Here is a 21,508-nt window from a genome sequence, read left to right on the forward strand (position 1 = left end):
CGAGGACCCTGTCGATGCAAACCCGCCCGCGCCCGCGCGTTCTTCAGCACATTCCACGCAGTGTCTGGGTGCTGGGCTTCGTCAGCCTGTTGATGGACGTGTCGTCGGAGATCGTCCATAGCCTGTTGCCGATGTTCCTCATGGCGAGCCTCGGCGCGAGCGCGACGACGATCGGCCTGATCGAAGGCGTCGCCGAAGCCACCGCTCCCGCGGTCAAGGTGTTTTCCGGCACGCTCAGCGATTACCTCGGCAATCGCAAATGGCTCGCCGTCGCCGGCTACGGTCTCGGCGCGCTCAGCAAGCCACTGTTCGCGATCGCGCCCAGCATCGGCATCGTCGTGACGGCGCGCGTTCTGGACCGGGTCGGCAAGGGCATTCGCGGCGCGCCGCGCGACGCGCTGGTGGCCGACGTCACGCCGCCCCATCTGCGAGGCGCCGCGTTCGGACTGCGCCAATCGCTCGACACGGTCGGCGCGTTTCTCGGACCGCTGCTGGCGGTCATCATCATGCTCGCGTGGGCGGATAACTTCCGGCTTGCGTTCTGGCTCGCCGTGATTCCCGGTTTGCTCGCGGTCGCGCTGCTGGCCTTCGGCGTCGAGGAACCGGCGCGCGAGCCGGGTGCGAAGCGGGTCAATCCGATTCGCTGGGAAAGCGTGAAGCAGCTCGGCGGCGGCTACTGGTGGGTGGTCGTGGTGGGCGGGGTCTTCGCGCTGGCGCGCTTCAGCGAAGCGTTCCTGGTCTTGCGCGCGATGGGCAGCGGCGTGCCGGTTGCGCTGGTTCCTCTCGTGATGGTGGCGATGAACATCGTGTACGCGCTGTCCGCGTATCCGTTCGGCAAGCTCGCGGATACGACGAGCCACACGCGCCTGTTGATCGCCGGCCTCGTCGCCTTGATCGCCGCCGACGTGGTGCTCGCGCATGGCGCGCACTGGAGCATGGTGCTAGTGGGCGTCGCGCTGTGGGGTTTGCACATGGGGATGACGCAGGGCTTGCTCGCCACCATGGTCGCGCAAACCGCGCCCGCGCACTTGCGCGGCACGGCCTTCGGTTTCTTCAATCTGTTCAGCGGCATGGTGACGCTCGCGTCCAGCGTGATCGCGGGCGCCTTGTGGGATCGCGTGGGCGCCACGGCGACTTTTTACGCGGGAGCGGGCTTTTGCGTTTTGACGATCACGTTGCTGGTGTTCGGACGATCGTCGGCCACGCAATCACGGGCGAACCGCTAGCGCGATTTTCCGCGCGCACTCTTGCCGGCGCTCGCCGCGCGCGGCGCGTCCTTTCCCGCCGCCGCGCCGCCGGTCATCTGCTCCATCCACGACAATGCGTCGACATAGGACAGGAACTGCTTGAGATATCCCGGCGAGAGTTCACGCATCAGCGAAAGCGACCGATGCACGAGACTGCTCGAATTGAGCGGCCCCGCATTCCCCGGCACCTGTTCGAGCGATTGCCGCAACTGCTTTTCGGTGCGAGCCCTGGAGGCAAGCTCGCGGAAGTAGTCGAGCATCTCCAGTTCCGGGTATGCGGCGGAGCGCGACGCGGCGGGGCCCGAGGCATGCACCGCCGAATGAATGCCGCCGATGTACGCGATCAACCCGGCAAGCGTTTCATGAGGGGACGCACCCGGCGATGCCGCGCCGCGCGCCTCGTCGACCGCCGATGCGGCCCGCCGCTCCAGATCGCCCGCATAGTCCGCAAGCAGTGTCGACAGCCGGTCGTCGAGGATACGGCGCGCCTCGCCGCCGTGGCCGGCTGCGCGCCGTTCCAGCGCCTCGATGAAATGAAAGCGGATCGGGTTCACGCGATCGGCGCCGCGCTCGCGCCAGGCGTCGAGCGTCGCGCGGACCGCGCCTGCGTCGCGACTATCACCGCCACTATCGCGGCCACTGTCGCCGCCCCTACTCACGGGACTTCACCGTCGCGCTCGACGGCCTCGGCACAGGCGCTATTTCCACGCGCCGGTTCCTGGCCCGGCCGTCCTCGTCGGCATTCGAACTGACGGGCTGCCCGGAGCCGAACGCGGCCGCGAACACGGACGCCGAAGGCACGCCTTCGTCGATCAACGCACGCGTCACCGTCAACGCGCGCTGCGCGGACAACTCCCAGTTGTCGGCGAAGCGGCGATTGCCGTCGCGCACCTGGCGGTCGTCGGTGAAGCCGCTCACCATCAGGATTTCGTCGCGCGTCTTGAGCCAGGCGGAGAGCGGCGCGGCCAGGCTCTTCAACACCTCCCGGCCCTCGGGCTGCAACTGATCGGAGTTCAGCTTGAACAGCACGCTGCCGTTGATGCCGATGCGCCCGTTGACGAGCGTCACCCGCCCCGCCGCCAGCGGTCCGGCCAACGCCTGCTCCAGCGTCATGCGGCGCTGCGTTTCCACCTGACGCTGCTTGACCTCCTGCTCCAGCTTGCTGGAAAGCTCCATCTCCACGCCGATCACGCCGACCAGAATCAGCACGAACGCGCCGAGCAGTACCGACATCAAGTCGCCGAAAACAGGCCAGATCGGCGCCGTCTGCTCCACGCCGCCGTCGATTTCCTCGTTCATGCCGCCTCGGCTCCGGCTGAAGTCCGCTGACCGGCAAGCTGCTGCAACTCCTCGACGATCTGCTTCTGCGAGATCATGCTCAGGTCGATCACTTCGCGCGCCTGCGCGACGTAATAGGCAAGCTGTTCGTCACTGCGCGCGAGCGATTTGTCGAGCGCGGTTTCGATCCGCTGCAAGTGGTCCACCAGCTTGTCGTTCGATGCGCCGAAAGTCTGCACGGCCATGCCGAACGCTTCGCCCAGGCTCGCCACCTCGACGGCGCCGCCGGTGACCTGCGCGGCGACGGCACCGAGTTTGCCGGTCTCGAGCTCGACCTTCTCGGTGAACTGCGTGCCGACACGCTGCAGAAGATCCGCCGATGTGGCGACCAGTGCGTCGACGGCGGTGCGCTGTTCCGTGGACGCATGGTTCACGGCATCGAGCAAGGTTTCCAGCGTTTCCAGCAGACGGCTGCGTTCCTGCAGCATCGCGGTGTCGCGGACCATGCTGTCGGAGAGCTTCTGGCGCAGTTCCGCGACGACTTCCGCCGCGGCCTTGGGCGCTTCCGACGCGGCCTGCACGAGCCGTGCAATCTCCGCGATCGTTTCGCTCGCCTGCGCCTGCGTTTGAGCGGATATGTCGCGCGCGGTGCGCTCCAGCACGTCGCAGATTTCCTGTTGGCGGCTGGCGGCGTGCGTGCTGGTTTTTTCCCACTCCGCGCGCAAGGTCGCGGCCATCGAACCGAGCGATTCGGTCCATGCCGCGAGCCGCTGCTGGTCGCGCGACGCCAGTTCCGCCTGCAGGTTCGCCGCGGCCTTCGGGGCCTCGGCAGCCGCTTGCACGAGGCGGTCGATCTCGGCGATCGTGCTGCTCGCGTACGCCTGCGTCTGGGCCGATATGTCGCGCGCGGTCTGAGCCAGCGTATCGCACATGTCCTGTTGCCGGCTGGCGCTGCGCGCGCCGGCCTGCTCCCATTCCTTGCTCAACGTGGCGGCGATCGAACCGAGCGATTCGGTCCACGCCGCGAGCCGCTGCTCGTCACGCGACGCCAAGGCGCTCTGCAAGTCCGCATGCGACTCGCCGACCGTGCGCAGCAGCGCAGCCGAATGCTGCTCGAAAGTCGCCGCCGCCGCCGCGAGAGCCTGCTGGTTCTGAGCCGCGAGCTTTTCGCCGGCGCTTTCCTGCCGCGACAGCGCCGCGTTCCACGCTTGCGACACGTCGCCCGCGGTCGCTTCCAGCCGCGCGGAAACGCCATCCAGCAGGCCGGCCGAGCGTTGCTCGAAGGTCTCGGTAAAGCGGTCCAGCGACGCGCGCAGATGCCCGGCCAACGCTTCGCTCGACCGCTGGTGTTCCGCCAACGCCTTGTTCCAGATGTCGGCGACGGTCGTGGTCGTCGCTTCGAAACCGCTCGACAGTCCGTTCAACTGCCGCTCCACGGCATGCGTGACGGTGTCGTGCAACGCCGCCGTCTCGCGCGCGAGGCCCGCCATCGTGGCCTCCATCACGGGCTGCAACGCCGCGCTCGCGGCGCGGGCGCTGTCGGCGACGCTCGCCTTCAACGATTGCTCCACCGACGAGGCGAGCCGCAGGTATGCGGCCTCGGTCTTGCCGTGAAAGGCGTCCTGGCTGGCGATCTGCCGTTCGTTCAATGCCAGGCTCTGCTGCTCGATGGCCGCCATCATCGTTTGCAGACGGTCGACCAGCGTGGGCATCACGTCCGCCTGGCGCTGCAGGAGCTTGAAGGCCTCTTCGCGCTGATGGCTTCGCGAGTAGCTACGCAAGGTCGTGGCGATCTCGATGTCGAGCAGTTGCGCCGCGTGCAGCCGCTCGCGCCGGCACAACGTGGACAGCAGCCCGAGCATCGCGGAGGTGGCCACGCCCGCGATCGACGTGCCGAATGCGAAGCCGAGGCCCTTCACCGGCGCGGCCAGCGAAGCACGAATCGCCTGTAGGTCGGTCGCGCTTTCCAGCGCCATGCCGGTGCCCTTCAGCGTCGCCACCATGCCGAGCAGCGTGCCGAGCATGCCGAGCAGCACGAGCAAGCCGACGAGGTACGGCGTCAACGCCGGCCCCGGCAGCGCCACGCGCTCGCCTTCGACGCGCAGGCGCACCGCATTGCGCAAGCTCGGATGCAGGGCGTCGAGCCACGCGCCTAGACTCGACGGCGGCGCGGACAGATCCGCGACGGCACGCGTCAGGCTGGACGTGGCCTGGCTATAGCGTCGCAGTTCGAACGCGCCCGCGAGGTAACAGGCGCCGATCAACAGCGTGACGGCCAGCGCCAGCGGGTTCGAAACGACATAGCCGCCAGCGATCCAGCACACGGCGGCGAGGCCGGCCAAAAACACAACGAGGTCGATACGATATCTGGACATAGTGTCCCAGTTAGCTGGCGCGAAGGGCGGCGAGCAACCCTTCGACCGGTTGAAAACGAACATCCAGTTCGGCAAGCAGGACGCTCTGCATGTCCTTGCGGAATACGTCGAGCCATGCGCCGGGGATGTGTGCCGATGTGAGCGCCGGGGCGTTGGCGTTGGCGTTGGCTTCGGCCAGCGCCGCTTGCTCCGCCACGCGCAAGCGCTCGAAATGCCCGGCGAGCAATCCGGGCACCGCGCCGAGCACACCCCGCTCGCGCTCGGCGAGCGCACGCTCCATGACCGCATCCACCAACGCGAGCCGCGCCATCGCGGGCGTGCGCGCGGCCAGCATGCCCCGCAGACGGCCGCGCAAAGTGCCGATGCCGGTCTCCATCGTCTGCTGCAGCGAGAGATAGCGTTGACGGAACACCGCGTAGTCGACTGCCGTATCCGTGGCGGCACTAGGCGCGGACGCCGGCGCGGGTGCGCGCCGCTTCGCCGTGGCGAGAACGCTGTCGCCCGCGATGGCCTTCGCCAACGAACTGCGCACGCGAGCGCATTCTTCCTCGTCGGCGCTGCCGAAAGCGCGCGCGCCAGAGGCCACCGCGGGCGGATTGCCGTTCAGCGCCGAGGACAGCGCAATCGCGTCGGTCCAGCCGAGCCATTGGCTGAGCCGGTCTGAAAGCGATTGCCTGGATTCGGGAACGTCGGCATCCGTCAGGCGAGCCAGCAGGCGGATGAGCGCCGGGCCGCTGAAAACTGTGCGCGGGAGGATTTGCAACATACCACCGGAAGCGAAAAAGTCAGCAGTTTACACGCTGACGGCCTCGCGAGCCTCTCGTGTCGCCGTGTGACGCCGATGCAGCCTTATCCGCTCGACGCTCGGCGTGATGCGCTTTCAGGCGCACGCGTGACGAAGACAATGGGCCGCGTCGGCTCGCCGCTGCAACGTCACGTTACAAACCAGCGTTGACGTTCGCGGCGGGCAAATGGTTATCATGGGCGCATTGAATTTGCCTGAACGACCCGTTGGTTAATATGAGGAATACCGGAAAAGTATTGGTGGTTGCGTTGGTGCTTGCAGAGGTCGCGTTCGGCGCTTACTTCCTGACACACAACGAAGACCAGTCGGCGCCGCCCGCCGACGCCACCGCCACCACGGCAACGGCCGGCTCCCGACTGGACGGCACGCATATCACCGCGGGAAGCGTGGCCGGCACGGCGCAGCCCGCGTCAGGCGTGGACACTGCGGCCCGCACGGTGCAGCCCGCGCCAGCCACGAACAACGCCGCACGCACGATGCAGCCAGCGCCGTCCAAGGACATCGCGGCCCGCGCCCCGACGCAGTCGCAGTCGCAGTCGCAGTCGCAGTCGCAGTCGCAGTCGCAGTCGCAGTCGCAGTCGCAGTCGCAGTCGCAGGTCGGTAGCATCGCGCCTGAAACCGATTTGTCAGCAAAGCGCCCCGTGCAAGCGCCGCAGCCCAAGACACAGCCGCGTCAGGAACTCGCGCGAGCGCCGGCACCGGCGCCGGTCGAGGCTTCGGCCTCCGTCGCCGCGAAGCCGGGCAGCGTGCCGCCCAGCGCACGCGCGCGTGACAACACGAGCCGGCAGAACCCAGGATCGAACGCGGTGGCGTCCTCATTCACGGATCAGCTCGTCAAGGAGTCGGCGAAACTCGATCCTTCATTGCCGCCGCCGTCGCCGTCGGCGCCGCCTCTCGTCCGTGACGATCGGTCCCGCCGCGGTCCGAATCCGGTTGCGGCCGCGTTGACGGATCAACTCGTCCGGGAATCGTCCAAACTCGATCCGGCATTGCCGCCGCCGAATCAGCCCGGCACGAAGTGAGCGCGTGAATGGCAGGACATGTCGCGCGTTAGCCCGCCCACTGCGCCAACTGCCTCACGCTTTCCTTCAACTCGCGCTCCAGCTCGGCAAACAGTTCCGCTGCGGGCAACGACTTGGCGAGCGCCGCAGCCTGCCCCGCCCACTGCGCACCGTAGCCGAATTCGCCCTTGGCCTTGGCTGCCGCATGCAGCGCCTTTCCCGCGTCGTATGCGATCGGATACGCGGGCGGCCTCGGTGAACGTGGGTCGTCGCCGAGTTCCGTGAACCGGTTCACCATGCCGCGCGCGAGACGCCCGGAAATGGCCGTGGTGAACATGGTGTGGCGAGCCGGCTCGCCGAGCAGGGCGCGGCGGTAGCCTTCGTCGATCGAGGTTTCGGGGCACGCGACAAACGCGGTGCCGAGTTGCGCGGCCTGCGCGCCCAGCGCGAGCGCGGCGGCGATGCCCGCGCCGTCCATGATGCCGCCCGCGGCGATCACCGGCAGATCGAATTCCCTGACCAGCAGCCGCGTCAATGCAAACGTGCCCAGCCGGTCGTCGGGCGCATCCTGATCGAACACACCGCGATGTCCGCCCGCCTCGATACCTTGCGCGACGATCGCGTCGACGCCCGCGGCTGCAACCTGCGCGGCTTCTTGCGGATTCGTCGCCGAGGCGAGCAGCTTGATCCCAGCCTGCTTCAGCGCCGCGATGACTTCAGCCGATGGCAAACCGAAATGGAAGCTGACCACCGCGGGCTTTTCGTCGAGAAAAACCTGGAGCATGGCGGCGTCCACCAGGAAGCTCGTGTAGATCTCCGATAACGACGACGGCGGCGTGGCTCCGTACTGCTCGAAGTGCGGCGCGAGCCAGTTCAACCATTGCCGCTCCACGCTCGCATCGGCCATGGCCGGCTGGTGACAGAACACGTTGATGTTGAAGGGCTTCGCCGTCAGCGCGCGCGTCTCGCGGATCACCTTGCGCGCGCCCTCGGCGTTCATGGCGCCGACGCCGAGCGACCCGAGGCCGCCCGCATTCGACACGGCCGCCGCGAGCGCGGGCGTGCTCACGCCGGCCATCGGCGCCTGAATGATCGGCTTGTCGATGCCCAGTATGCGCAGCAGCGACCGGTTGTCAGTGTGAATCGTCATGTCTCGTCCTCTTCGAAATGAGCTTGTCGTCAATACCGGCACCGTGAGCCGCGATGCGCCGCGTTCGATAACCGGTGATGCGCTACGCTTGCAGCCGCTCAATCAGGAAATCGACGAAGCAGCGTACACGCGACGTGAGATGCCGCGCGTGCGGATAAAGCAGAATGAACGGCCGCGAAGCCCCGCCGTAGGGGATGAGCAGTTCCTTCAGCGTGCCGTCCGCAAGGTCCTTCTCGACCACGAACCGATAGGTCTGAAACAGGCCCGCGCCGTGACGCGCCAACGTCACGCCCGCGAGCACGTCGCCCGACGATCCATAGTTTCCGCGCGTGACCATCTCGACGCTCTCGCCGTCGCGAATGAACTGCCACGGCAGGTTGCGGCCGCTGCTCGGCAACTCGTATTGAATGCAATCGTGATTGAGCAGATCGTCCAGCACTTTCAGCTTGCCCGCGGTGCGCAGATAGCCGGGCGATGCCACCACCACCAGTTCCGCATCCTCGATCTTGCGCGCGATCAGCCCCGAATCCTGCGGCGCGCGTCCGCGGATGGCGAGGTCGAAGCCTTCGTCCGCGAAGTCGATGTTGCGGTTGCTGAGGTGCGTTTCGACCGTGACTTGCGGATAGCGCGCGCGAAACTCAGCCAGCAACGGCAGAACCCGGTAATGGCCGTAGGGCGTCGGCATGCTGATGCGCAGCACGCCTGCAGGGGTGGCCTGTTGCCCGGTCGCTTCCCGCTCCGCATCCGCGAGTTGCCGAAGCGCCTCGCGGCATTGCTCGAAGTAGCGCCTGCCGAGATCGGTGAGGCGAATCTGCCGGGTCGTGCGGACGAACAGCCGCGCGCCGAGGCGCTTTTCGAGCCGTGCCACCGAGCGGCTCACCGCCGCCGGCGTGACGCTCGCGGCGGCGGCCGCGCTCGTGAAGCTGCCCAGTTCCGCCGCAAGGCAGAACAGTTCGATGCTGCCGAGAAGAAGGTCGTCAAACTGACGCTGCATGGTCTCTTAAGGACGTGGGTGCGGTATCGGTCTCGCGCGAAGTGCGAAGCAGGACCTGGCTGCGAGCTCTGCGGAGTACCGCATGATACGACGCGCTTCCGGTTACGTTCCAGCGTGCCGGCTCTGCCCGTCCACACCTGCCGCGCCCCCTCATCCGCCGCGTGTCCCGCCCCGCCTCATTTGTTCCCGTCCGTCACAAGTGTTTGTCCGCGCCGGGTATTCGAACTTCACGCGAATGCGCCTAGATTGGGCACCTATCGGAGCCGCTGGCCCGATCGGCAGGAAAGCCGATTCAACATTTTCGGAGATGGATCATGAGCAACTCACAAAAAGTCGTCGTCGTTACCGGTGCGTCGCAAGGCATTGGCGCGGAGGTCGTCAAGGCATTCCGCGAGCGCGGCCACCGCGTGGTCGCCACCGCGCGCAGCATCAAACCGTCGGACGATTCCAACATCGTCACCGTGGCCGGCGACATCGCCGACCCCGACACCGCTCGCCGCGTGATCCGCGAAGGCGTGGCGCGCTTCGGCCGCATCGACACGCTGGTCAACAACGCCGGCATATTCGTCGCGAAGCCCTTCACGTCCTATACCGCCGAGGACTACGCCGCGGTGACAGGCGTGAACCTCGCCGGCTTCTTCCACATCACGCAGTTGGCCATCGCCGAAATGGAGAAGCAGTCGAGCGGGCATATCGTCACGATCACGACGGCGCTCGCCGATCACGCGATCGACGGCGTGCCGTCGGTACTCGCCTCGCTGACCAAGGGCGGACTGAACGCGGCGACGAAATCGCTCGCGATCGAATACGCGAAACGCGGCATTCGCGCCAACGCCGTGGCCCCCGGCATCATCAAATCGCCGATGCACGCGCCCGAGACGCACGCGGCGTTGGGCGCGCTGCATCCTGTCGGCCACATGGGCGAGATGAGCGATATCGTGAACGCCATCGTGTATCTGGATTCCGCGCCGTTCGTCACGGGCGAAATCCTGCATGTGGATGGCGGTCAAAGCGCCGGCCATTGAGCTTGCATGCAGCGCGATTGATTCGACCGGGCGCCGCCAGCCGGCGTCCCATTCCGAGCCACGAACCAGGAGAACACCATGCCGATCGTCACGATTCAGGTGACCCGCGAGGGCACGAAACCGGGCGCCGATTCCGTCACGGCGAATGAAAAGGCGCAACTCATCGAGGGAGTGAGCCAGCTACTGCTCGACGTGTTGAACAAGCCGCTGGAGGCGACGTTCGTCGTCATCGAAGAGGTGGAGAAGGAGAACTGGGGATGGGGCGGGCTGCCGGTCGACGAATATCGAAAGCAGCGCGGCTTGAAGTAGAAAGGTTGACCGGCGCCGCGGAGAGAACCCGCGGCGCCGGCCGGGCAACACCAAACAAGGCAAGACAATCAGGCAGTGACCGCCACTCTACGCGGCGACAAAACCGACACGGCGAAACTCACGACCACATTCGCCGCCAGCGCGATCAAGCCGATATAGACCGGATAGACCGCGTCGCCGAGATGCAATGCGAACACCGGCTTGAGTCCTTGCGAGATCGCGAGGCCGCTGCCGAGCACGATGCCGACGAGCCAGCCCATGAACAGGCCCGGCGTATTCAAGCGCCGCGTGTACAACGAGAACACGATCGCCGGGAAAATCTGCAGGATCCACACGCCGCCGAGCAATTGCAGATCGATCGCATACTGCGTCGGCAGGAACACGATGAACAGCAGCGCGCCGAACTTCACGACCAGCGACACGATCTTCGCGTTGGCCGCTTCGGCTTGGGGCGTGATATTCGGCGAGACCAGCGGACGCCACAAATTGCGCGTGAACAGATTCGCCGCGCCGATCGACATGATCGCCGCCGGCACCAGCGCGCTGATCGCGATGGCCGCGGCCGCGAAGCCGACGAACCACGACGGGAACAGCGTATTGAACAACGCCGGCACCATGTCCGAAGCCGATTTCACATGCACGCCGGCCGCGATCGCCATGTAGCCGAGCAGCGCGATCAGACCGAGCAGCAACGTATAGGCCGGCAGGAAAATCGCATTCTTGCGCACCGTATTCGCCGACGAGGACGACAACACCGCCGTCATCGTATGCGGATACATGAACGCGGCCAGCGCCGAGCCCAACGCCAGCGACGCATAAGCGGTGAATTGCGCCGGCTTCAGAATGATGCCGGTCGCGCCGCCCTTGGCCTTGAAGTACGTATCGGCCGCGTCGAACACGTGCGCGTAGCCGCCGAGCTTCGCCGGAATCAGCCACACCGCGGCGATCACCACGATATAGATCATGATGTCCTTCACGAACGCGATCATCGCCGGCGCCCGCAGGCCGCTCGCATACGTGTAGAGCGCGAGAATCACGAAGGCCACGATCAACGGCATTTCGCCGCTCACGCCGAGCCCCTTGATCACGACCTGCATGCCCACCAGTTGCAGCGCGATATACGGCATCGTCGCGACAATGCCGGTGATCGCCACCGCCGCCGGGAACCACTTGCCGCCGTATTCGCCCTGCACGTAGTCGGCGGCCGTGATGTGGTTTTTCGCATGCGCGATCTTCCACAGCTTCGGCATCACCGCGAACACGAACGGATAGACGATGATCGTGTACGGCAACGCGAAGAAGCCGTATGCGCCCACCGAATACACCAGCGCGGGCACCGCGATCACGGTGTAGGCGGTATAGAAGTCGCCGCCCACGAGGAACCACGAGATCACCGTGCCGAACTGGCGGCCACCCAGGCCCCACTCGTGCAATTGCGTCAGGTCGCCCCGCTTCCAGCGCGCGGCGAAAAAGCCGATCACGGTGACGAGAACGAAGAACGCGATAAAGACGGTCATCGCAACCGGATTCACAGGATTCAGATCGCTCATTTGGCACCTCGATACACGACGTAAATCAGCAGCGAGGTCAACGGCACCCACAGGAACTGATACCAGTAGAAGAACGGGAAGCCCGCGAACGAGGGACGCGTGTCGTTATAGAACGGCAGCCACAACAGCGCGACGTACGGAAGCAGAAGGATGAGCCATAGCCATGAGCGGCCGGCGGGTCTGGATGTCTCCACAACATCTCCTGATGTCTATTATTGAAAGCGCGCGCCATGACTCGTGGCCGGGCGCGCGGAACACGCGGCGGCTTCGCCGCAAGGCGCGGGACGCCGTGGGGATGTAGTATTCGCCTTCGTGAGCGTCGTCACAAGCGCGCAACTACGTAAGCCCGCTACGTGATACTACGTAGCCCGTCGGCCGTCTTTTCTACGATGAAACTCAAAGCCAAGATTGTCCTGCTGGCGATCGTGCCCTTCCTGGCGGCCATCGCGAGCATCGAAAGCGGCGTTCGCCATGAGGCGGTCGAACTCGCCAGGACCCAGCACGCGACCACCCAGGCCGCGTACATGGCGAGCAAGGAAGTCGAACTCAAGCATTACGTCGAACTGGCGACCACCGCGATCGCGCCGCTCTACGAGGCCGCCCACGACAATGCGCGCGACGATGCCTTGCTGCGCACGCGCGCGCTCGACGTTCTGGAAAGCATGGACTTCGGCCGCGACGGCTATTTCTTCGTCTACGACATGCATGGCCGCTCGCTGATGCATCCGCGCGAGCCGAACCTGGTGGGCCGCGATCTTTCGGAGTTGCGCGATCCGCAAGGCACGCCGACCATCCAGCGTCTGCTCGCCGCAGCCTCGCGCGGCGGCGGCTATGTGCGCTACATGTGGCATCGTCCGTCGACGGGCAAGCTCGCCTCGAAGCTCGGCTACGTGGTGCCGCTCGAACGCTGGGGCTGGATGATCGGCACCGGCATCTATCTCGACGACGTGGATCTCGCGCTGGCGCGCATCGACCGGGAAGCTGCGGCCAACATCGATCGCACGATGATGTGGATCGACGCGATCGCCGTGGCGGGGCTCGCGGTAATCGCGCTGTGCGCGCTCGTGCTCAACTTCACCGAATACCGCAGCGCCGATGCCAAATTGAAGCGGCTCGCGCGGCAGGTGGTGGAGTCGCAGGAAAACGAACGGGCGCGTTTGTCGCGTGAACTGCACGACGGCATCAGCCAGATGATGGTCTCCGTGAAGCTGCTGCTCGAATCGGCGCTCGCGCGTTTCGAGCGCAGCGAAACGCGCGTGCCCGCCGCGGAAGCCGCACTGTCGACCAGTCTCGCGCGGCTCGGCGACACCTTGCGCGAGGTGCGCCGCATTTCCCATGCGCTGCGTCCGTCGATGCTCGACGACCTCGGCGTCGCGGCCGCATTGGAACAGCTCACGCGCGAACTGAGCGAGCAGTCGGGCATCGAAATCGGCTTCACGCAAATCACGCACACCCATGCAGCGGTGTTGCCCGAAGCGGTCAACACCGTGCTGTTCCGTATCGCGCAGGAAGCGCTGACCAACATCGTGCGCCACGCGCAGGCGTCGAGCGCGGCGATGGCGCTAGAAATCTCGAACGACGCCGTCACGCTCTCGATCGCGGACGACGGCCGCGGCTTCGACGTCACGCATGCCTTCGTCGGCCGGCGCTCGGGCGTGGGTCTGCGCAACATGCGCGAGCGGCTCGAAGCGCTCGGCGGCAACCTGTCGCTCAGTTCGCAGCCCCGCCATACCCTCGTCACCGCCCGCGTGCCGCTCGGAACGGGCGAGCCTCGAAACGAGCCGCAATCGCCGGCCTTGCAGGATATTCGATCATGAACGACACCCCACCCGCCGTCGCCCGTCTGATTCTCGTCGACGATCATCCGCTCGTGCGCGACGGTTTGCGCGCCCGGCTCGAAGCGGTGCGCAACATCGAAATCGTCGGCGAGGCGGGCAATGCGCAGGAAGCGCTCGCGCTCGCCGCCAGTTGCGAGCCGCACCTCGTGCTGATGGACGTGGGCATGAACGGCATGAACGGCATCGCATTGGCCGGCATGTTTCATGAACGCTTCCCGGCCATTCGCGTGCTGATGCTCTCGATGCACGACAACCTCGAATACGTGACCCAGGCGGTGCGCGCGGGCGCCAGCGGCTATGTGCTGAAGGACTCCCCCGCCACCGAGATCATTCAGGCGATCGGCGCGGTGCTCGACGGCAAGCAGTTCTTCAGCGCGGGGCTCGGTGCGCGTCTGATCCAGGCGTCCGCGATGCAAGCGCCGATTGAACGGCTCACGCCGCGCGAGCGCGATATTCTCGACGCGCTCGCGGAAGGGCTGTCGAGCAAGCAGATCGCCCAGCGCAATGATCTGTCGGTGCGCACGGTGGAAACGCATCGGCTGAATCTGAAACGCAAGCTCGATATCGAAGGTCAGGCGGAACTGATCAAGTTCGCGGTGGAGAACCGGCGCACGCATCGTGGATCTTGAGTCCCGCACCGCAATCGCCGCATAATCGGCAAGCCCCCTAACCGGAGCGGACGACGATGAAACGCCTGATCCCGATGCGGCTGGCGAGCCTGCTGATCTGCTTGGCCGCGCTGCCGATCGCGCATGCCGATGCGGAAGAACCGCGCATCAACCGCGGCCACGACCCGTTCTTTCAGATTTCGCAAGCGATCGGCGAATGTCCTGTGCCGTTGGGCCCGCTCGAAACCGAAAAGGAATGGCTCGACGACAGCCATTACCGGATCGAACGCGGCAATAGCTGCTGGGTGGAGGGCCGCTGCCGTTTGCCGAACGCGTACCTGTACGACAAGGAAATCGTGGAGGCCGTGCAACGCCGTCTCACGAACATCAATTTCGCCACGCATTGGCGCGAACAATCGACGCTGTGGCTGACGTTGCAACGCCGCTTCATCTACGTGGAGGGCTGCGTTGCGCCTGGCTTCGACAAACGCGCCTTTCTCGCGGAACTCGCAAAAACCGCGGACGTGGAGCGCGTGATCGACAACACGACGAAGAACCCGCGCGCGGCGCGATTGCCCTACAGGACGCTTTCGGAGCCGGACAGGCCGGTGCTCGATCCCGGCAACTAGCTCACAGCCGGATCGCTAGTCACCCACGCCATTACGCGTCGCCATTGTGAGGACCGCGCCTTGCTACGCAGCAAAAGACACGGGTTCAGCGAGGCACGCTTAGTGTGAGAAAGAAGTCCGTCCATGTACGCATCGGCATTTCCGGCTGGCGTTATGAAGGCTGGCGCGGCGTCTTTTACCCGGAAGATCTCAAGCAGGCGAGAGAATTGGACTTTGCTTCGCGCGAGGTCGAGACGATCGAAATAAACGGCTCGCATTACTCGCTGCAAAGCTTGAACAGTTATCGGAGCTGGTACGAAGCCACGCCCGCCGAGTTTGTTTTCAGCGTCAAGGGACCGCGTTATCTCACGCATATGCTGCGCTTTCGCGACGAAACCGCGCGGCCGGCCATTGCCAACTTTTTCGCTTCCGGCGTGCTGGCGTTAAAAGAAAAGCTCGGCCCGTTCCTTTGGCAATTCCCGCCGAACTTCAAGTTCGATGCCGAACGGCTCGAACGATTCTTCGCGTTGCTTCCTCGCGATACGGAGTCGGCCGCGGCGCTGGCGCGTCAGCACGACGCCCGTGTAAAGACGCCTTATTGCGTAGTTGAACGCAAACGGCGCTTGCGGCACGCCATAGAGATTCGCCATCCGAGCTTTTGCACGCCCGACTTTCCGGCGCTGCTGCGCAAGCATCGGGTGGCCTGTGTGATTTCCGATTCCGTCGCCGAATGGCCCTATACCGAGGACGTGACGGCGGACTTCATCTACATCCGCTTGCACGGCACGGAAACGCTTTACGGCGGACAGTACGCCGATCCGGCGCTCGAACGTTGGGCCAGCAGAATAGCAACATGGGCCGCGGGAAAAGAACCGGACGACGCGCAACGGTTCTCACCCGCACCGGCGCCGCTGCGCAAAAGCCGGGATGTGTTCTGCTATTTCGACAACGACAAGAAAGTTCAGGCGCCATTCGACGCGAAGCGCCTAATGAGTCTTCTGGCGAAAGCCTAGCGTTTACCGCCCTCAGCGAACCAGCGAGAACGCTTCCCGAATGGCGATTTCACCCGCGCCATATACGCCGACCACGGTGTAGTCCGACGCCACGCATTCGAACGTCGACGCCTGAAACGTGAGCACGAAATGGCGCCGCGCGAGTTCCGCCGAAGCGACCGCTGCAATTTCGGCGGCCAGCGACGAAGCGATAACCTCGTGAACCGAGTACCCGGCCAAACCTTGCGACGCAAGCGGATGAATGCCGAGATCGCTATCGCCGGGCGGACCCAAACGATGAAACGCAGTGTCTGGAAATAGCACCGCGCAAAACGGATCGTCGTCGGGATCGAATGGCCCGAAGCGTTCGAAGTCGGATTCGGCGATCGGATAAGCCAGAATCACCCGCCGGTCGCTGGCAACGATGAAAGGCTCGGCGGCATCCGCCGCCGGATGAGGAACGGAGTCCAGCAGGACGACGTGATCTTCCTGCTGGGGTAGTTCGATACTGGTCATCGGCTTCACGACTCCGATGCGCTTACGCGCTGGCTTGCACCGTCGAGCTTTGCGGCGCTGCGGCAACGCTCGCCGCACCGGCCTTGCCGCTAGCGGCGGTTTTGGGCGCCTTGCCTGCTGCCCTGGCCGACCGCTTCGTGGCTGCTTTGGTTGCGGTGAGCTTCTTCGCGGCGGGTTTGACGGCGCGTTTTTTTACCGCGACTTTCCGGGTTGCCGAGGTTGCCGAAGTTGCCTTCTTTGCCGCGGTCTTTCTCGAAGCGACAGCCTTCTTTGCCGCGGCTTTCTTGCTCGCTGCGCCGCTGGCGGCCGCCGATTTCGGTTTGCTTGCGTCGCTCGCCGCCGTTGCACCACCGATCAGGAATTTGCTGCGGTCCTTGACGGTTGCCAGCCATGCAGGCGCCGGGCCACGTCCGCTCCAGGTAGCGCCGGTTTTCGGGTTCAGATACTTGGGAGGTTGCGCGCCTTTTGGCTGACCTTTGCCGCGCTTCGCGCGAGTGACCGGGCTCTTGACCGCGGAAGTGGATTCGCTCGCGCCCTCGACCAGGAATTGAGTACGGTCTTTCACGCCGGAGATCCAGCCCGGTGCGCGGCCGTGGCCGGTCCAGGTCGCACCGGTCTTGGGGTCGCGGTACTTCGGCTTGCCCGAGACGGCGGCTTTTGCCTTGCCGTTTCCTGCATGTCCATTCAGCGCTTTCGCGGCGCGCCTCGCTTTCGCGCCCGCTTCGATATCGGCGGTAGTCAGGCCGTGCTTGAGCATCAGGTCGCGAATCTGGTCGACTGCGATTTGTGCTTTCCTGGCAATAAGGACATCGGCTTGCGCCTGGAGCTTCCTTAGCTTCGCCTGGATTTGATCTAACGTGGGCATTTGATTGCTCCTTATGTGGTAATCGATCGAACTATGCCACGAATGGCGAGAGAAAGGCAGATCCTGCGACTATAAAGACACACGTCTTAATCGATTACGCATTGGGTGCAGTGCGAATCTTTCGAGCTCACTACGAAATCGCCGCATTGATTTTGTCTTTCCCGTGTCTTTCCTCCCGTGCCTTCTTCTCCTTTCCAATTCTTCGACCCACTTACGTCGGCGTAAAAACGACGGCCTGGCGATCGGCGATGTACCTCACGCTACGCATGAAGCGGTACTGCTGATCGTCGGCGGTTATCCGGTTGAGTCCGAGGCGCGTCAACGCCAGCATCTCATCGGCCTGGAAAGCGGCCACGACGCCGTGGTCCGTCAGGTCCTCCAATGCGCCGGACGGATCGCCGACATAAACGCTGCGCACCTGCGTGCCGATCCGCATGAGGATCACACTTTCGCCTTCGTCGAGCGCCAGTTCGAGATAGCGCGCAAGTATTCGCAACGATTCCGGCGTGCAAGCCTGGGGCTGATAGATCACAGCATTCGAGCGCGTCATTTGCATTCCCCGTCACCCACATGAAAGAACCCGCCCGCCACCCGGCGGCAATAGCCGCTTCTACTATAGGCAAGCATTCGGAGATTCACAGGGCCATAGTACTTTTTTTATTGTTTCGATGGGCCCGCGCGGGGAAAGAACTGAAAGAAACGCTATCGGAAGGAGAAACCGGCCGCCCGGCGGCGACGGATTTCGCGCGCCGGAAACGCCTTAAACCCAAAGAACCCGATGTAAGAGCAGACGGCGCAATATCAGCAAGCGAGACTCAATAGCCGAATAACCGGACGCCGCCGGCGGCGTTTACGCGATCCGTAGTCCGTGATCCGGCAGAATCTCTTGAGTGGTCACGAAGCGATGTTGTTTGACTGCGTCGTGAAATAACCGGTAATCGCTTTTCTCGAACGCTGCCGTCCAGCGAGGGCGCTCGCCGGTATCATCGTGCGATTTCAAGCCAGTGGCTTTGTATTTCCACGAGCCGGGGCCCTTGGGCACATAGTTCGGAATCGACTCCTTCAGGCCGGGAATGGCGCCGGCTTCCACCGCCGCGCAAATGGTCAACAAGCGTTCGTTGTCGTCCCCATGCCGGTTGGTGTCGAGCAGGCGCGTGAGCGCCTCTTTCACGTCATGCGGCAGGCCGGGCTGCGTGTCGAAATCTTCCCGGCCCGCTACATGGGCACGCACCGCGCGGCAACTCATTTCAGCCGCCTGCATGAACTCCGGCAAATTGTGTCTTTCAACGCGAATGTTCCTGCCGTCGACGTAATGCCATTTTGCCCACGGCTGGTCAGGATAGTGCAAGGCCGCGCCGTGACCGACAGGCAGCGCGATCGTCAGCACGTCCTCCTCGATATGCTCGATCAGATGCCGAGTGGCGCGGCCCAGGCGGGCAAGCCAGCCTTCGTGCGTGCAATCTTCCGCTACCAGCGAACTCACCCGGTTCGCCGGACTTTCGATGCCCGCGAAGCCCTGATGCGCCCAGGTATCGACATACGTGTGAAGCGTCACACCGAGTCGATGTAAACCCGTATCGGCGTCTCGCTGCCGGATCGCGCGCCGCACTACCTCGCGCGCGATTGCGCTGTCCGGCCGGCACACGGCTTTTTCGTGCAGCGTTTCTCCTTCACCGGCCGGCAGAAAATGAAACGGCGTCCATACCAGCCGGTTCTGGTCGTCCTCGGTATTGGCGTAGTCGAATAACCTGTGCGCAGTGGCAAAACGCTCGAAGGTCTCGCCGCCCGCAAAGCGCAGTATTCCCGTGGTGGTGGCGTCGTCGACATACTGGCACGCGTGCGCCACCGTGAGCGCCTCGCGAGCCGTCATGCCGCCAACACGGGCGACGATGTAGACCACCCCATAGTGAAAGTCGATATTCATGACGGGCGCTCCTGAAGCGCGGGGAATGACAGCGGGGTTTATCGGCTGCGCGGTGAGCCGCGCTGGAGCGGCGGCGCATGAGCATGAGCACGTAGTAAACGACCGGGCGCGGCGGGTCTTTAAAGAACTCGCCGCCGATGCCTCTCCAGACGCTGAACGCCTCTTCTCTCGCATGAACGAGAAGACTCGCGACAAACGGACATTGAATGACCGGCGTTTATCTTCTTGCACGGTCCGTTTGCTTGATCACGTTTTCTTTCTTGCAGGCATTCGTCATGCGAAACGTCATGCAAAACGGTATTGTCGACGCTTTTCGCGCTTGCCGGATCAAAACGCCCAGACGGTCTTTTCCAACAAAAAGCCCCGCTGCGATCTTCACAGCGGGGCTTGTTCCTTGCGCGTTGCGCGCTTTTACTTTTCGATGCCGACCAGTTCGACTTCGAAAGTCAGATCGCTGTTCGGCGGAATCGGACCGACGCCGCGTTCACCGTAAGCGGTCGCCGCCGGGCAGGTCAGCTTGGCCTTGCCGCCGACCTTCATCTTCTGCACGCCTTGCGTCCAGCACGGAATCACGCGATTGAGCGGAAACGTTGCGGGGCCGCCGTGCTTCGCGGAGCTGTCGAACTCGGTGCCGTTGGCGAGCGTGCCACGGTAGCTGACCTTCACGACCGAGTCGGCGGCCGGCTGCGCGCCCGTGCCCTGCGTGAGATGTTCGACGACCACGCCGGAAGGCAATTTCTCGGTGGTGGGAGCAGCGGCCATTGCCGTGGAAGAAAGAACAGCCGCGGCAACCAGGGCACCGACAGATTTCAAGGCGAATTTCAAAGCGAGTCTCCAGGTGGAAAGTGCGGGTCATTGTAGCGGATGACATGTTGCCCAGCGCCGCGCGGCGACGCAAGCAATCACACATCCCGTTGCAATTGAACGCCGCGGAAGTGGCACGAAGAATGCTGACTCGCTCGCATGCGATTCATACGGCGTTCGGGACGGCTCTCTTCACGTGCGGATAACACATGACCACTGACAACATGGAACCGGAACTCGTCGTCGAGGACCGCGCCGAGCGTTCGTGGATGAGGCGGCTCGGCCCGGGCCTCATCACCGGCGCCGCGGACGACGACCCCAGCGGCATCGGCACCTACTCGCAAGCCGGCGCGCAATTCGGCTACGGGTTGTTATGGACGCTGCTGATCACCTACCCGCTCATGGCGTCGATCCAGTTGGTCTGCGCGAGGATGGGACGCGTGACGGGCAGTGGGCTCGCCACGAACCTGCGCCGCCACTACCCTGCCCCGCTGTTATATCTCGCGGTACTGATCCTGCTGACCGCGAACATCATCAACATCGCCGCCGACCTCGCGGCAATGGCAGCAGCCGCGACACTGGTGATAGGCGGGCCGGTTCAACTGTATGTCGCGTTGTTCGGCACGGTGTCCTTGTTGATGCAGGTCTTCATTTCGTACGAGCGTTACTCCGGCATTCTGAAGTGGCTGACGCTCGTGCTGTTCGCCTACGTCGCGATCGTTTTCGTGATTCCGATCGACTGGAAGACGGTCGGCCTGAGCATCGTCAAGCCGCCGATCCAATGGTCCGGCGACTATCTCACCACCGTGATCGCGGTACTCGGCACCACGATCAGCCCTTACCTGTTCTTCTGGCAGGCCTCGCAGGAAGTCGAGGAGATTCGCTCGGAGCCCGCACAGCGTCCGCTATTGCGCGCGCCGATGCAGGCGTCGGTGCAACTGAAGCGGATCAACCTGGACACATGGGTCGGCATGGCCGTTTCGAATGGCGTGGCGTTCTTCATCATGCTGGCGGCGGCCGCCACGCTGAACGTGCATCACGTCGAGGTGAAAACGACCGCCGACGCCGCCACTGCGCTCAAGCCGATCGCCGGCGATCTGGCCTTCGCGCTATTCAGTGTCGGGATCATCGGCACGGGTCTGCTGGCTTTGCCGGTACTCGCGGGGTCCGCCGCCTACGCGGCAGCGGGCACGATGCGATGGAAGAACAGCCTCGCTTTGCAGGTGAATCTGGCGAAACAGTTCTACGGCGTGATCGCCTTGGCGATTCTCGGCGGCATCGCGCTCACGTTCATGCATCTCGATCCGATCAAGGCGTTGTACTGGAGCGCGGTGATCAACGGAATCGCGGCCGTGCCGATCATGGCCCTGGTGATGTTGATGGCGGGCAGCAGCAAGGTGATGGGGCAATTCGCGGTGACCGGCTGGTTGCGCTGGATGGGGTGGACCGCGACCGTCGCAATGGCGCTGGCCGCGCTCGGCGTTGTGTGGCCGGATTGACTCGGTGCGGTTTGGTCGCCGCGTTGGGCTCGTTGGGCTTGTTGGGCTTGTTGGGCTTGTTGGGCTCGTTGGGCTTGTTGGGCTTGTTGGGCTTGTTGGGCTTGTTGGGCTTGTTGGGCT

General features: G+C 64.4%; 22 protein-coding genes. 9 read left to right on the plus strand and 13 right to left on the minus strand.

From position 1 onward, the window contains the following. The first annotated feature begins 14 nt into the window (after positions 1-14). Positions 15-1,226: an MFS transporter gene (locus BUE39_RS18610; RefSeq protein WP_073430198.1), complete on the plus strand. Its 1,212-nt coding sequence runs from the start codon at positions 15-17 to the stop codon at positions 1,224-1,226. Here the strand turns inward: BUE39_RS18610 and BUE39_RS18615 are convergent. Genes BUE39_RS18615 through BUE39_RS18630 form a run of 4 tightly spaced genes read right to left on the minus strand, consistent with a single transcriptional unit; the run spans position 1,223 to position 5,666 of the window. Further along, positions 1,223-1,906, minus strand: a complete 684-nt coding sequence (locus BUE39_RS18615; protein ID WP_073430199.1) for a DUF2894 domain-containing protein — start codon at positions 1,904-1,906, stop codon at positions 1,223-1,225. The two genes, BUE39_RS18610 and BUE39_RS18615, sit on opposite strands and share 4 nt — an antisense overlap. Then, positions 1,899-2,546 carry an OmpA family protein gene (locus tag BUE39_RS18620; RefSeq protein WP_073430200.1) on the minus strand — a complete coding sequence of 216 codons (648 nt, stop codon included), beginning with the start codon at positions 2,544-2,546 and terminating at the stop codon, positions 1,899-1,901. The genes BUE39_RS18615 and BUE39_RS18620 overlap by 8 nt, the downstream gene beginning before the upstream one ends. Further along, positions 2,543-4,900 carry a DUF802 domain-containing protein gene (locus tag BUE39_RS18625; RefSeq protein ID WP_073430201.1) on the minus strand — a complete coding sequence of 786 codons (2,358 nt, stop codon included), beginning with the start codon at positions 4,898-4,900 and terminating at the stop codon, positions 2,543-2,545. Before BUE39_RS18625 ends, BUE39_RS18620 begins: the two co-directional genes overlap by 4 nt. Before the next feature lie 10 nt (positions 4,901-4,910). Next, positions 4,911-5,666, minus strand: coding sequence for a DUF3348 domain-containing protein (locus tag BUE39_RS18630; protein WP_073430202.1), 756 nt, complete (start codon positions 5,664-5,666; stop codon positions 4,911-4,913). A gap of 254 nt (positions 5,667-5,920) precedes the next feature. On the opposite strand from BUE39_RS18630, the gene BUE39_RS34895 reads away from it, so the two are divergent. Then, a complete protein-coding gene (locus BUE39_RS34895; protein WP_090518795.1) occupies positions 5,921-6,727 on the plus strand; it encodes a hypothetical protein in 807 nt (268 codons plus the stop codon). Positions 6,728-6,755: 28 nt separating this feature from the next. Here BUE39_RS34895 and BUE39_RS18645 read toward each other — a convergent pair whose 3' ends face one another. Further along, positions 6,756-7,856 (minus strand): NAD(P)H-dependent flavin oxidoreductase, encoded by a 1,101-nt coding sequence (locus tag BUE39_RS18645; RefSeq protein WP_073430205.1) that lies wholly within the window; start codon positions 7,854-7,856, stop codon positions 6,756-6,758. Positions 7,857-7,938: 82 nt separating this feature from the next. Next, positions 7,939-8,850 (minus strand): LysR family transcriptional regulator, encoded by a 912-nt coding sequence (locus BUE39_RS18650; protein WP_073430206.1) that lies wholly within the window; start codon positions 8,848-8,850, stop codon positions 7,939-7,941. A gap of 314 nt (positions 8,851-9,164) precedes the next feature. Between BUE39_RS18650 and BUE39_RS18655 the strand changes: the two genes are divergently transcribed. Further along, positions 9,165-9,875: an SDR family NAD(P)-dependent oxidoreductase gene (locus BUE39_RS18655; protein ID WP_073430207.1), complete on the plus strand. Its 711-nt coding sequence runs from the start codon at positions 9,165-9,167 to the stop codon at positions 9,873-9,875. Positions 9,876-9,953: 78 nt separating this feature from the next. Further along, on the plus strand, positions 9,954-10,184 hold the full coding sequence (locus BUE39_RS18660) for a tautomerase family protein (RefSeq protein WP_073430208.1): 231 nt from the start codon (positions 9,954-9,956) through the stop codon (positions 10,182-10,184). Between the two features lie 68 nt (positions 10,185-10,252). Here BUE39_RS18660 and mctP read toward each other — a convergent pair whose 3' ends face one another. Together mctP and BUE39_RS18670 are read right to left on the minus strand one after the other, a co-directional pair. After that, complete coding sequence (mctP, locus tag BUE39_RS18665) at positions 10,253-11,734, minus strand: monocarboxylate uptake permease MctP (protein ID WP_073430209.1); 1,482 nt, start codon at positions 11,732-11,734, stop codon at positions 10,253-10,255. Beyond that, complete coding sequence (locus tag BUE39_RS18670; protein ID WP_073430210.1) at positions 11,731-11,928, minus strand: DUF3311 domain-containing protein; 198 nt, start codon at positions 11,926-11,928, stop codon at positions 11,731-11,733. The genes mctP and BUE39_RS18670 overlap by 4 nt, the downstream gene beginning before the upstream one ends. Positions 11,929-12,123: 195 nt before the next feature. Between BUE39_RS18670 and BUE39_RS18675 the strand changes: the two genes are divergently transcribed. The 4 genes from BUE39_RS18675 (at position 12,124) to BUE39_RS18690 (ending at position 15,801) form a co-directional block, all read left to right on the plus strand. Further along, positions 12,124-13,551 (plus strand): cache domain-containing protein, encoded by a 1,428-nt coding sequence (locus BUE39_RS18675; protein ID WP_073430211.1) that lies wholly within the window; start codon positions 12,124-12,126, stop codon positions 13,549-13,551. Then, the gene (locus BUE39_RS18680; RefSeq protein WP_073430212.1) at positions 13,548-14,201 is read left to right on the plus strand and encodes a response regulator; all 654 of its coding nucleotides are present in this window, start codon (positions 13,548-13,550) and stop codon (positions 14,199-14,201) included. The genes BUE39_RS18675 and BUE39_RS18680 overlap by 4 nt, the downstream gene beginning before the upstream one ends. A gap of 56 nt (positions 14,202-14,257) precedes the next feature. Further along, positions 14,258-14,809 carry a hypothetical protein gene (locus BUE39_RS18685; protein WP_073430213.1) on the plus strand — a complete coding sequence of 184 codons (552 nt, stop codon included), beginning with the start codon at positions 14,258-14,260 and terminating at the stop codon, positions 14,807-14,809. A 104-nt stretch (positions 14,810-14,913) separates the two neighbouring features. Next, a complete protein-coding gene (locus BUE39_RS18690) occupies positions 14,914-15,801 on the plus strand; it encodes a DUF72 domain-containing protein (RefSeq protein WP_073430214.1) in 888 nt (295 codons plus the stop codon). Between the two features lie 12 nt (positions 15,802-15,813). Here BUE39_RS18690 and BUE39_RS18695 read toward each other — a convergent pair whose 3' ends face one another. From BUE39_RS18695 to BUE39_RS18715, 5 genes are all read right to left on the minus strand, one after another. Further along, positions 15,814-16,296 (minus strand): hypothetical protein, encoded by a 483-nt coding sequence (locus tag BUE39_RS18695; RefSeq protein WP_073430215.1) that lies wholly within the window; start codon positions 16,294-16,296, stop codon positions 15,814-15,816. Between the two features lie 22 nt (positions 16,297-16,318). After that, positions 16,319-17,161, minus strand: coding sequence for an H-NS family nucleoid-associated regulatory protein (locus tag BUE39_RS18700; RefSeq protein ID WP_073430216.1), 843 nt, complete (start codon positions 17,159-17,161; stop codon positions 16,319-16,321). A 211-nt stretch (positions 17,162-17,372) separates the two neighbouring features. Further along, a complete protein-coding gene (locus BUE39_RS18705) occupies positions 17,373-17,711 on the minus strand; it encodes a hypothetical protein (protein ID WP_073430217.1) in 339 nt (112 codons plus the stop codon). 300 nt (positions 17,712-18,011) lie between these two features. Then, on the minus strand, positions 18,012-19,085 hold the full coding sequence (locus BUE39_RS18710) for a DUF6765 family protein (protein WP_073430218.1): 1,074 nt from the start codon (positions 19,083-19,085) through the stop codon (positions 18,012-18,014). A 411-nt stretch (positions 19,086-19,496) separates the two neighbouring features. After that, positions 19,497-19,847 (minus strand): FKBP-type peptidyl-prolyl cis-trans isomerase, encoded by a 351-nt coding sequence (locus BUE39_RS18715; RefSeq protein ID WP_176035791.1) that lies wholly within the window; start codon positions 19,845-19,847, stop codon positions 19,497-19,499. Between the two features lie 251 nt (positions 19,848-20,098). Between BUE39_RS18715 and BUE39_RS18720 the strand changes: the two genes are divergently transcribed. Next, positions 20,099-21,388, plus strand: a complete 1,290-nt coding sequence (locus BUE39_RS18720; RefSeq protein WP_073430219.1) for an NRAMP family divalent metal transporter — start codon at positions 20,099-20,101, stop codon at positions 21,386-21,388. The last annotated feature ends 120 nt before the right edge of the window (positions 21,389-21,508 follow it).

It is taken from the genome of Paraburkholderia terricola (assembly GCF_900142195.1).
Classification (GTDB): domain Bacteria; phylum Pseudomonadota; class Gammaproteobacteria; order Burkholderiales; family Burkholderiaceae; genus Paraburkholderia; species Paraburkholderia terricola.

Excerpts from the sequence above, each read along its gene's own strand:
- BUE39_RS18630 (WP_073430202.1), bottom strand. The coding sequence starts at position 5,666 with ATGTTGCAAATCCTCCCGCGCACAGTTTTCAGCGGCCCGGCGCTCATC.
- BUE39_RS18620 (WP_073430200.1), bottom strand. The coding sequence starts at position 2,546 with ATGAACGAGGAAATCGACGGCGGCGTGGAGCAGACGGCGCCGATCTGG.
- BUE39_RS18705 (WP_073430217.1), bottom strand. The coding sequence starts at position 17,711 with ATGACGCGCTCGAATGCTGTGATCTATCAGCCCCAGGCTTGCACGCCG.
- BUE39_RS18650 (WP_073430206.1), bottom strand. The coding sequence starts at position 8,850 with ATGCAGCGTCAGTTTGACGACCTTCTTCTCGGCAGCATCGAACTGTTC.
- BUE39_RS18700 (WP_073430216.1), bottom strand. The coding sequence starts at position 17,161 with ATGCCCACGTTAGATCAAATCCAGGCGAAGCTAAGGAAGCTCCAGGCG.
- mctP (WP_073430209.1), bottom strand. The coding sequence starts at position 11,734 with ATGAGCGATCTGAATCCTGTGAATCCGGTTGCGATGACCGTCTTTATC.
- BUE39_RS18655 (WP_073430207.1), top strand. The coding sequence starts at position 9,165 with ATGAGCAACTCACAAAAAGTCGTCGTCGTTACCGGTGCGTCGCAAGGC.
- BUE39_RS18710 (WP_073430218.1), bottom strand. The coding sequence starts at position 19,085 with ATGAATATCGACTTTCACTATGGGGTGGTCTACATCGTCGCCCGTGTT.
- BUE39_RS18645 (WP_073430205.1), bottom strand. The coding sequence starts at position 7,856 with ATGACGATTCACACTGACAACCGGTCGCTGCTGCGCATACTGGGCATC.
- BUE39_RS18715 (WP_176035791.1), bottom strand. The coding sequence starts at position 19,847 with ATGGCCGCTGCTCCCACCACCGAGAAATTGCCTTCCGGCGTGGTCGTC.
- BUE39_RS18625 (WP_073430201.1), bottom strand. The coding sequence starts at position 4,900 with ATGTCCAGATATCGTATCGACCTCGTTGTGTTTTTGGCCGGCCTCGCC.
- BUE39_RS18660 (WP_073430208.1), top strand. The coding sequence starts at position 9,954 with ATGCCGATCGTCACGATTCAGGTGACCCGCGAGGGCACGAAACCGGGC.
- BUE39_RS18720 (WP_073430219.1), top strand. The coding sequence starts at position 20,099 with ATGACCACTGACAACATGGAACCGGAACTCGTCGTCGAGGACCGCGCC.
- BUE39_RS18685 (WP_073430213.1), top strand. The coding sequence starts at position 14,258 with ATGAAACGCCTGATCCCGATGCGGCTGGCGAGCCTGCTGATCTGCTTG.
- BUE39_RS18610 (WP_073430198.1), top strand. The coding sequence starts at position 15 with ATGCAAACCCGCCCGCGCCCGCGCGTTCTTCAGCACATTCCACGCAGT.
- BUE39_RS34895 (WP_090518795.1), top strand. The coding sequence starts at position 5,921 with ATGAGGAATACCGGAAAAGTATTGGTGGTTGCGTTGGTGCTTGCAGAG.
- BUE39_RS18680 (WP_073430212.1), top strand. The coding sequence starts at position 13,548 with ATGAACGACACCCCACCCGCCGTCGCCCGTCTGATTCTCGTCGACGAT.
- BUE39_RS18675 (WP_073430211.1), top strand. The coding sequence starts at position 12,124 with ATGAAACTCAAAGCCAAGATTGTCCTGCTGGCGATCGTGCCCTTCCTG.
- BUE39_RS18695 (WP_073430215.1), bottom strand. The coding sequence starts at position 16,296 with ATGACCAGTATCGAACTACCCCAGCAGGAAGATCACGTCGTCCTGCTG.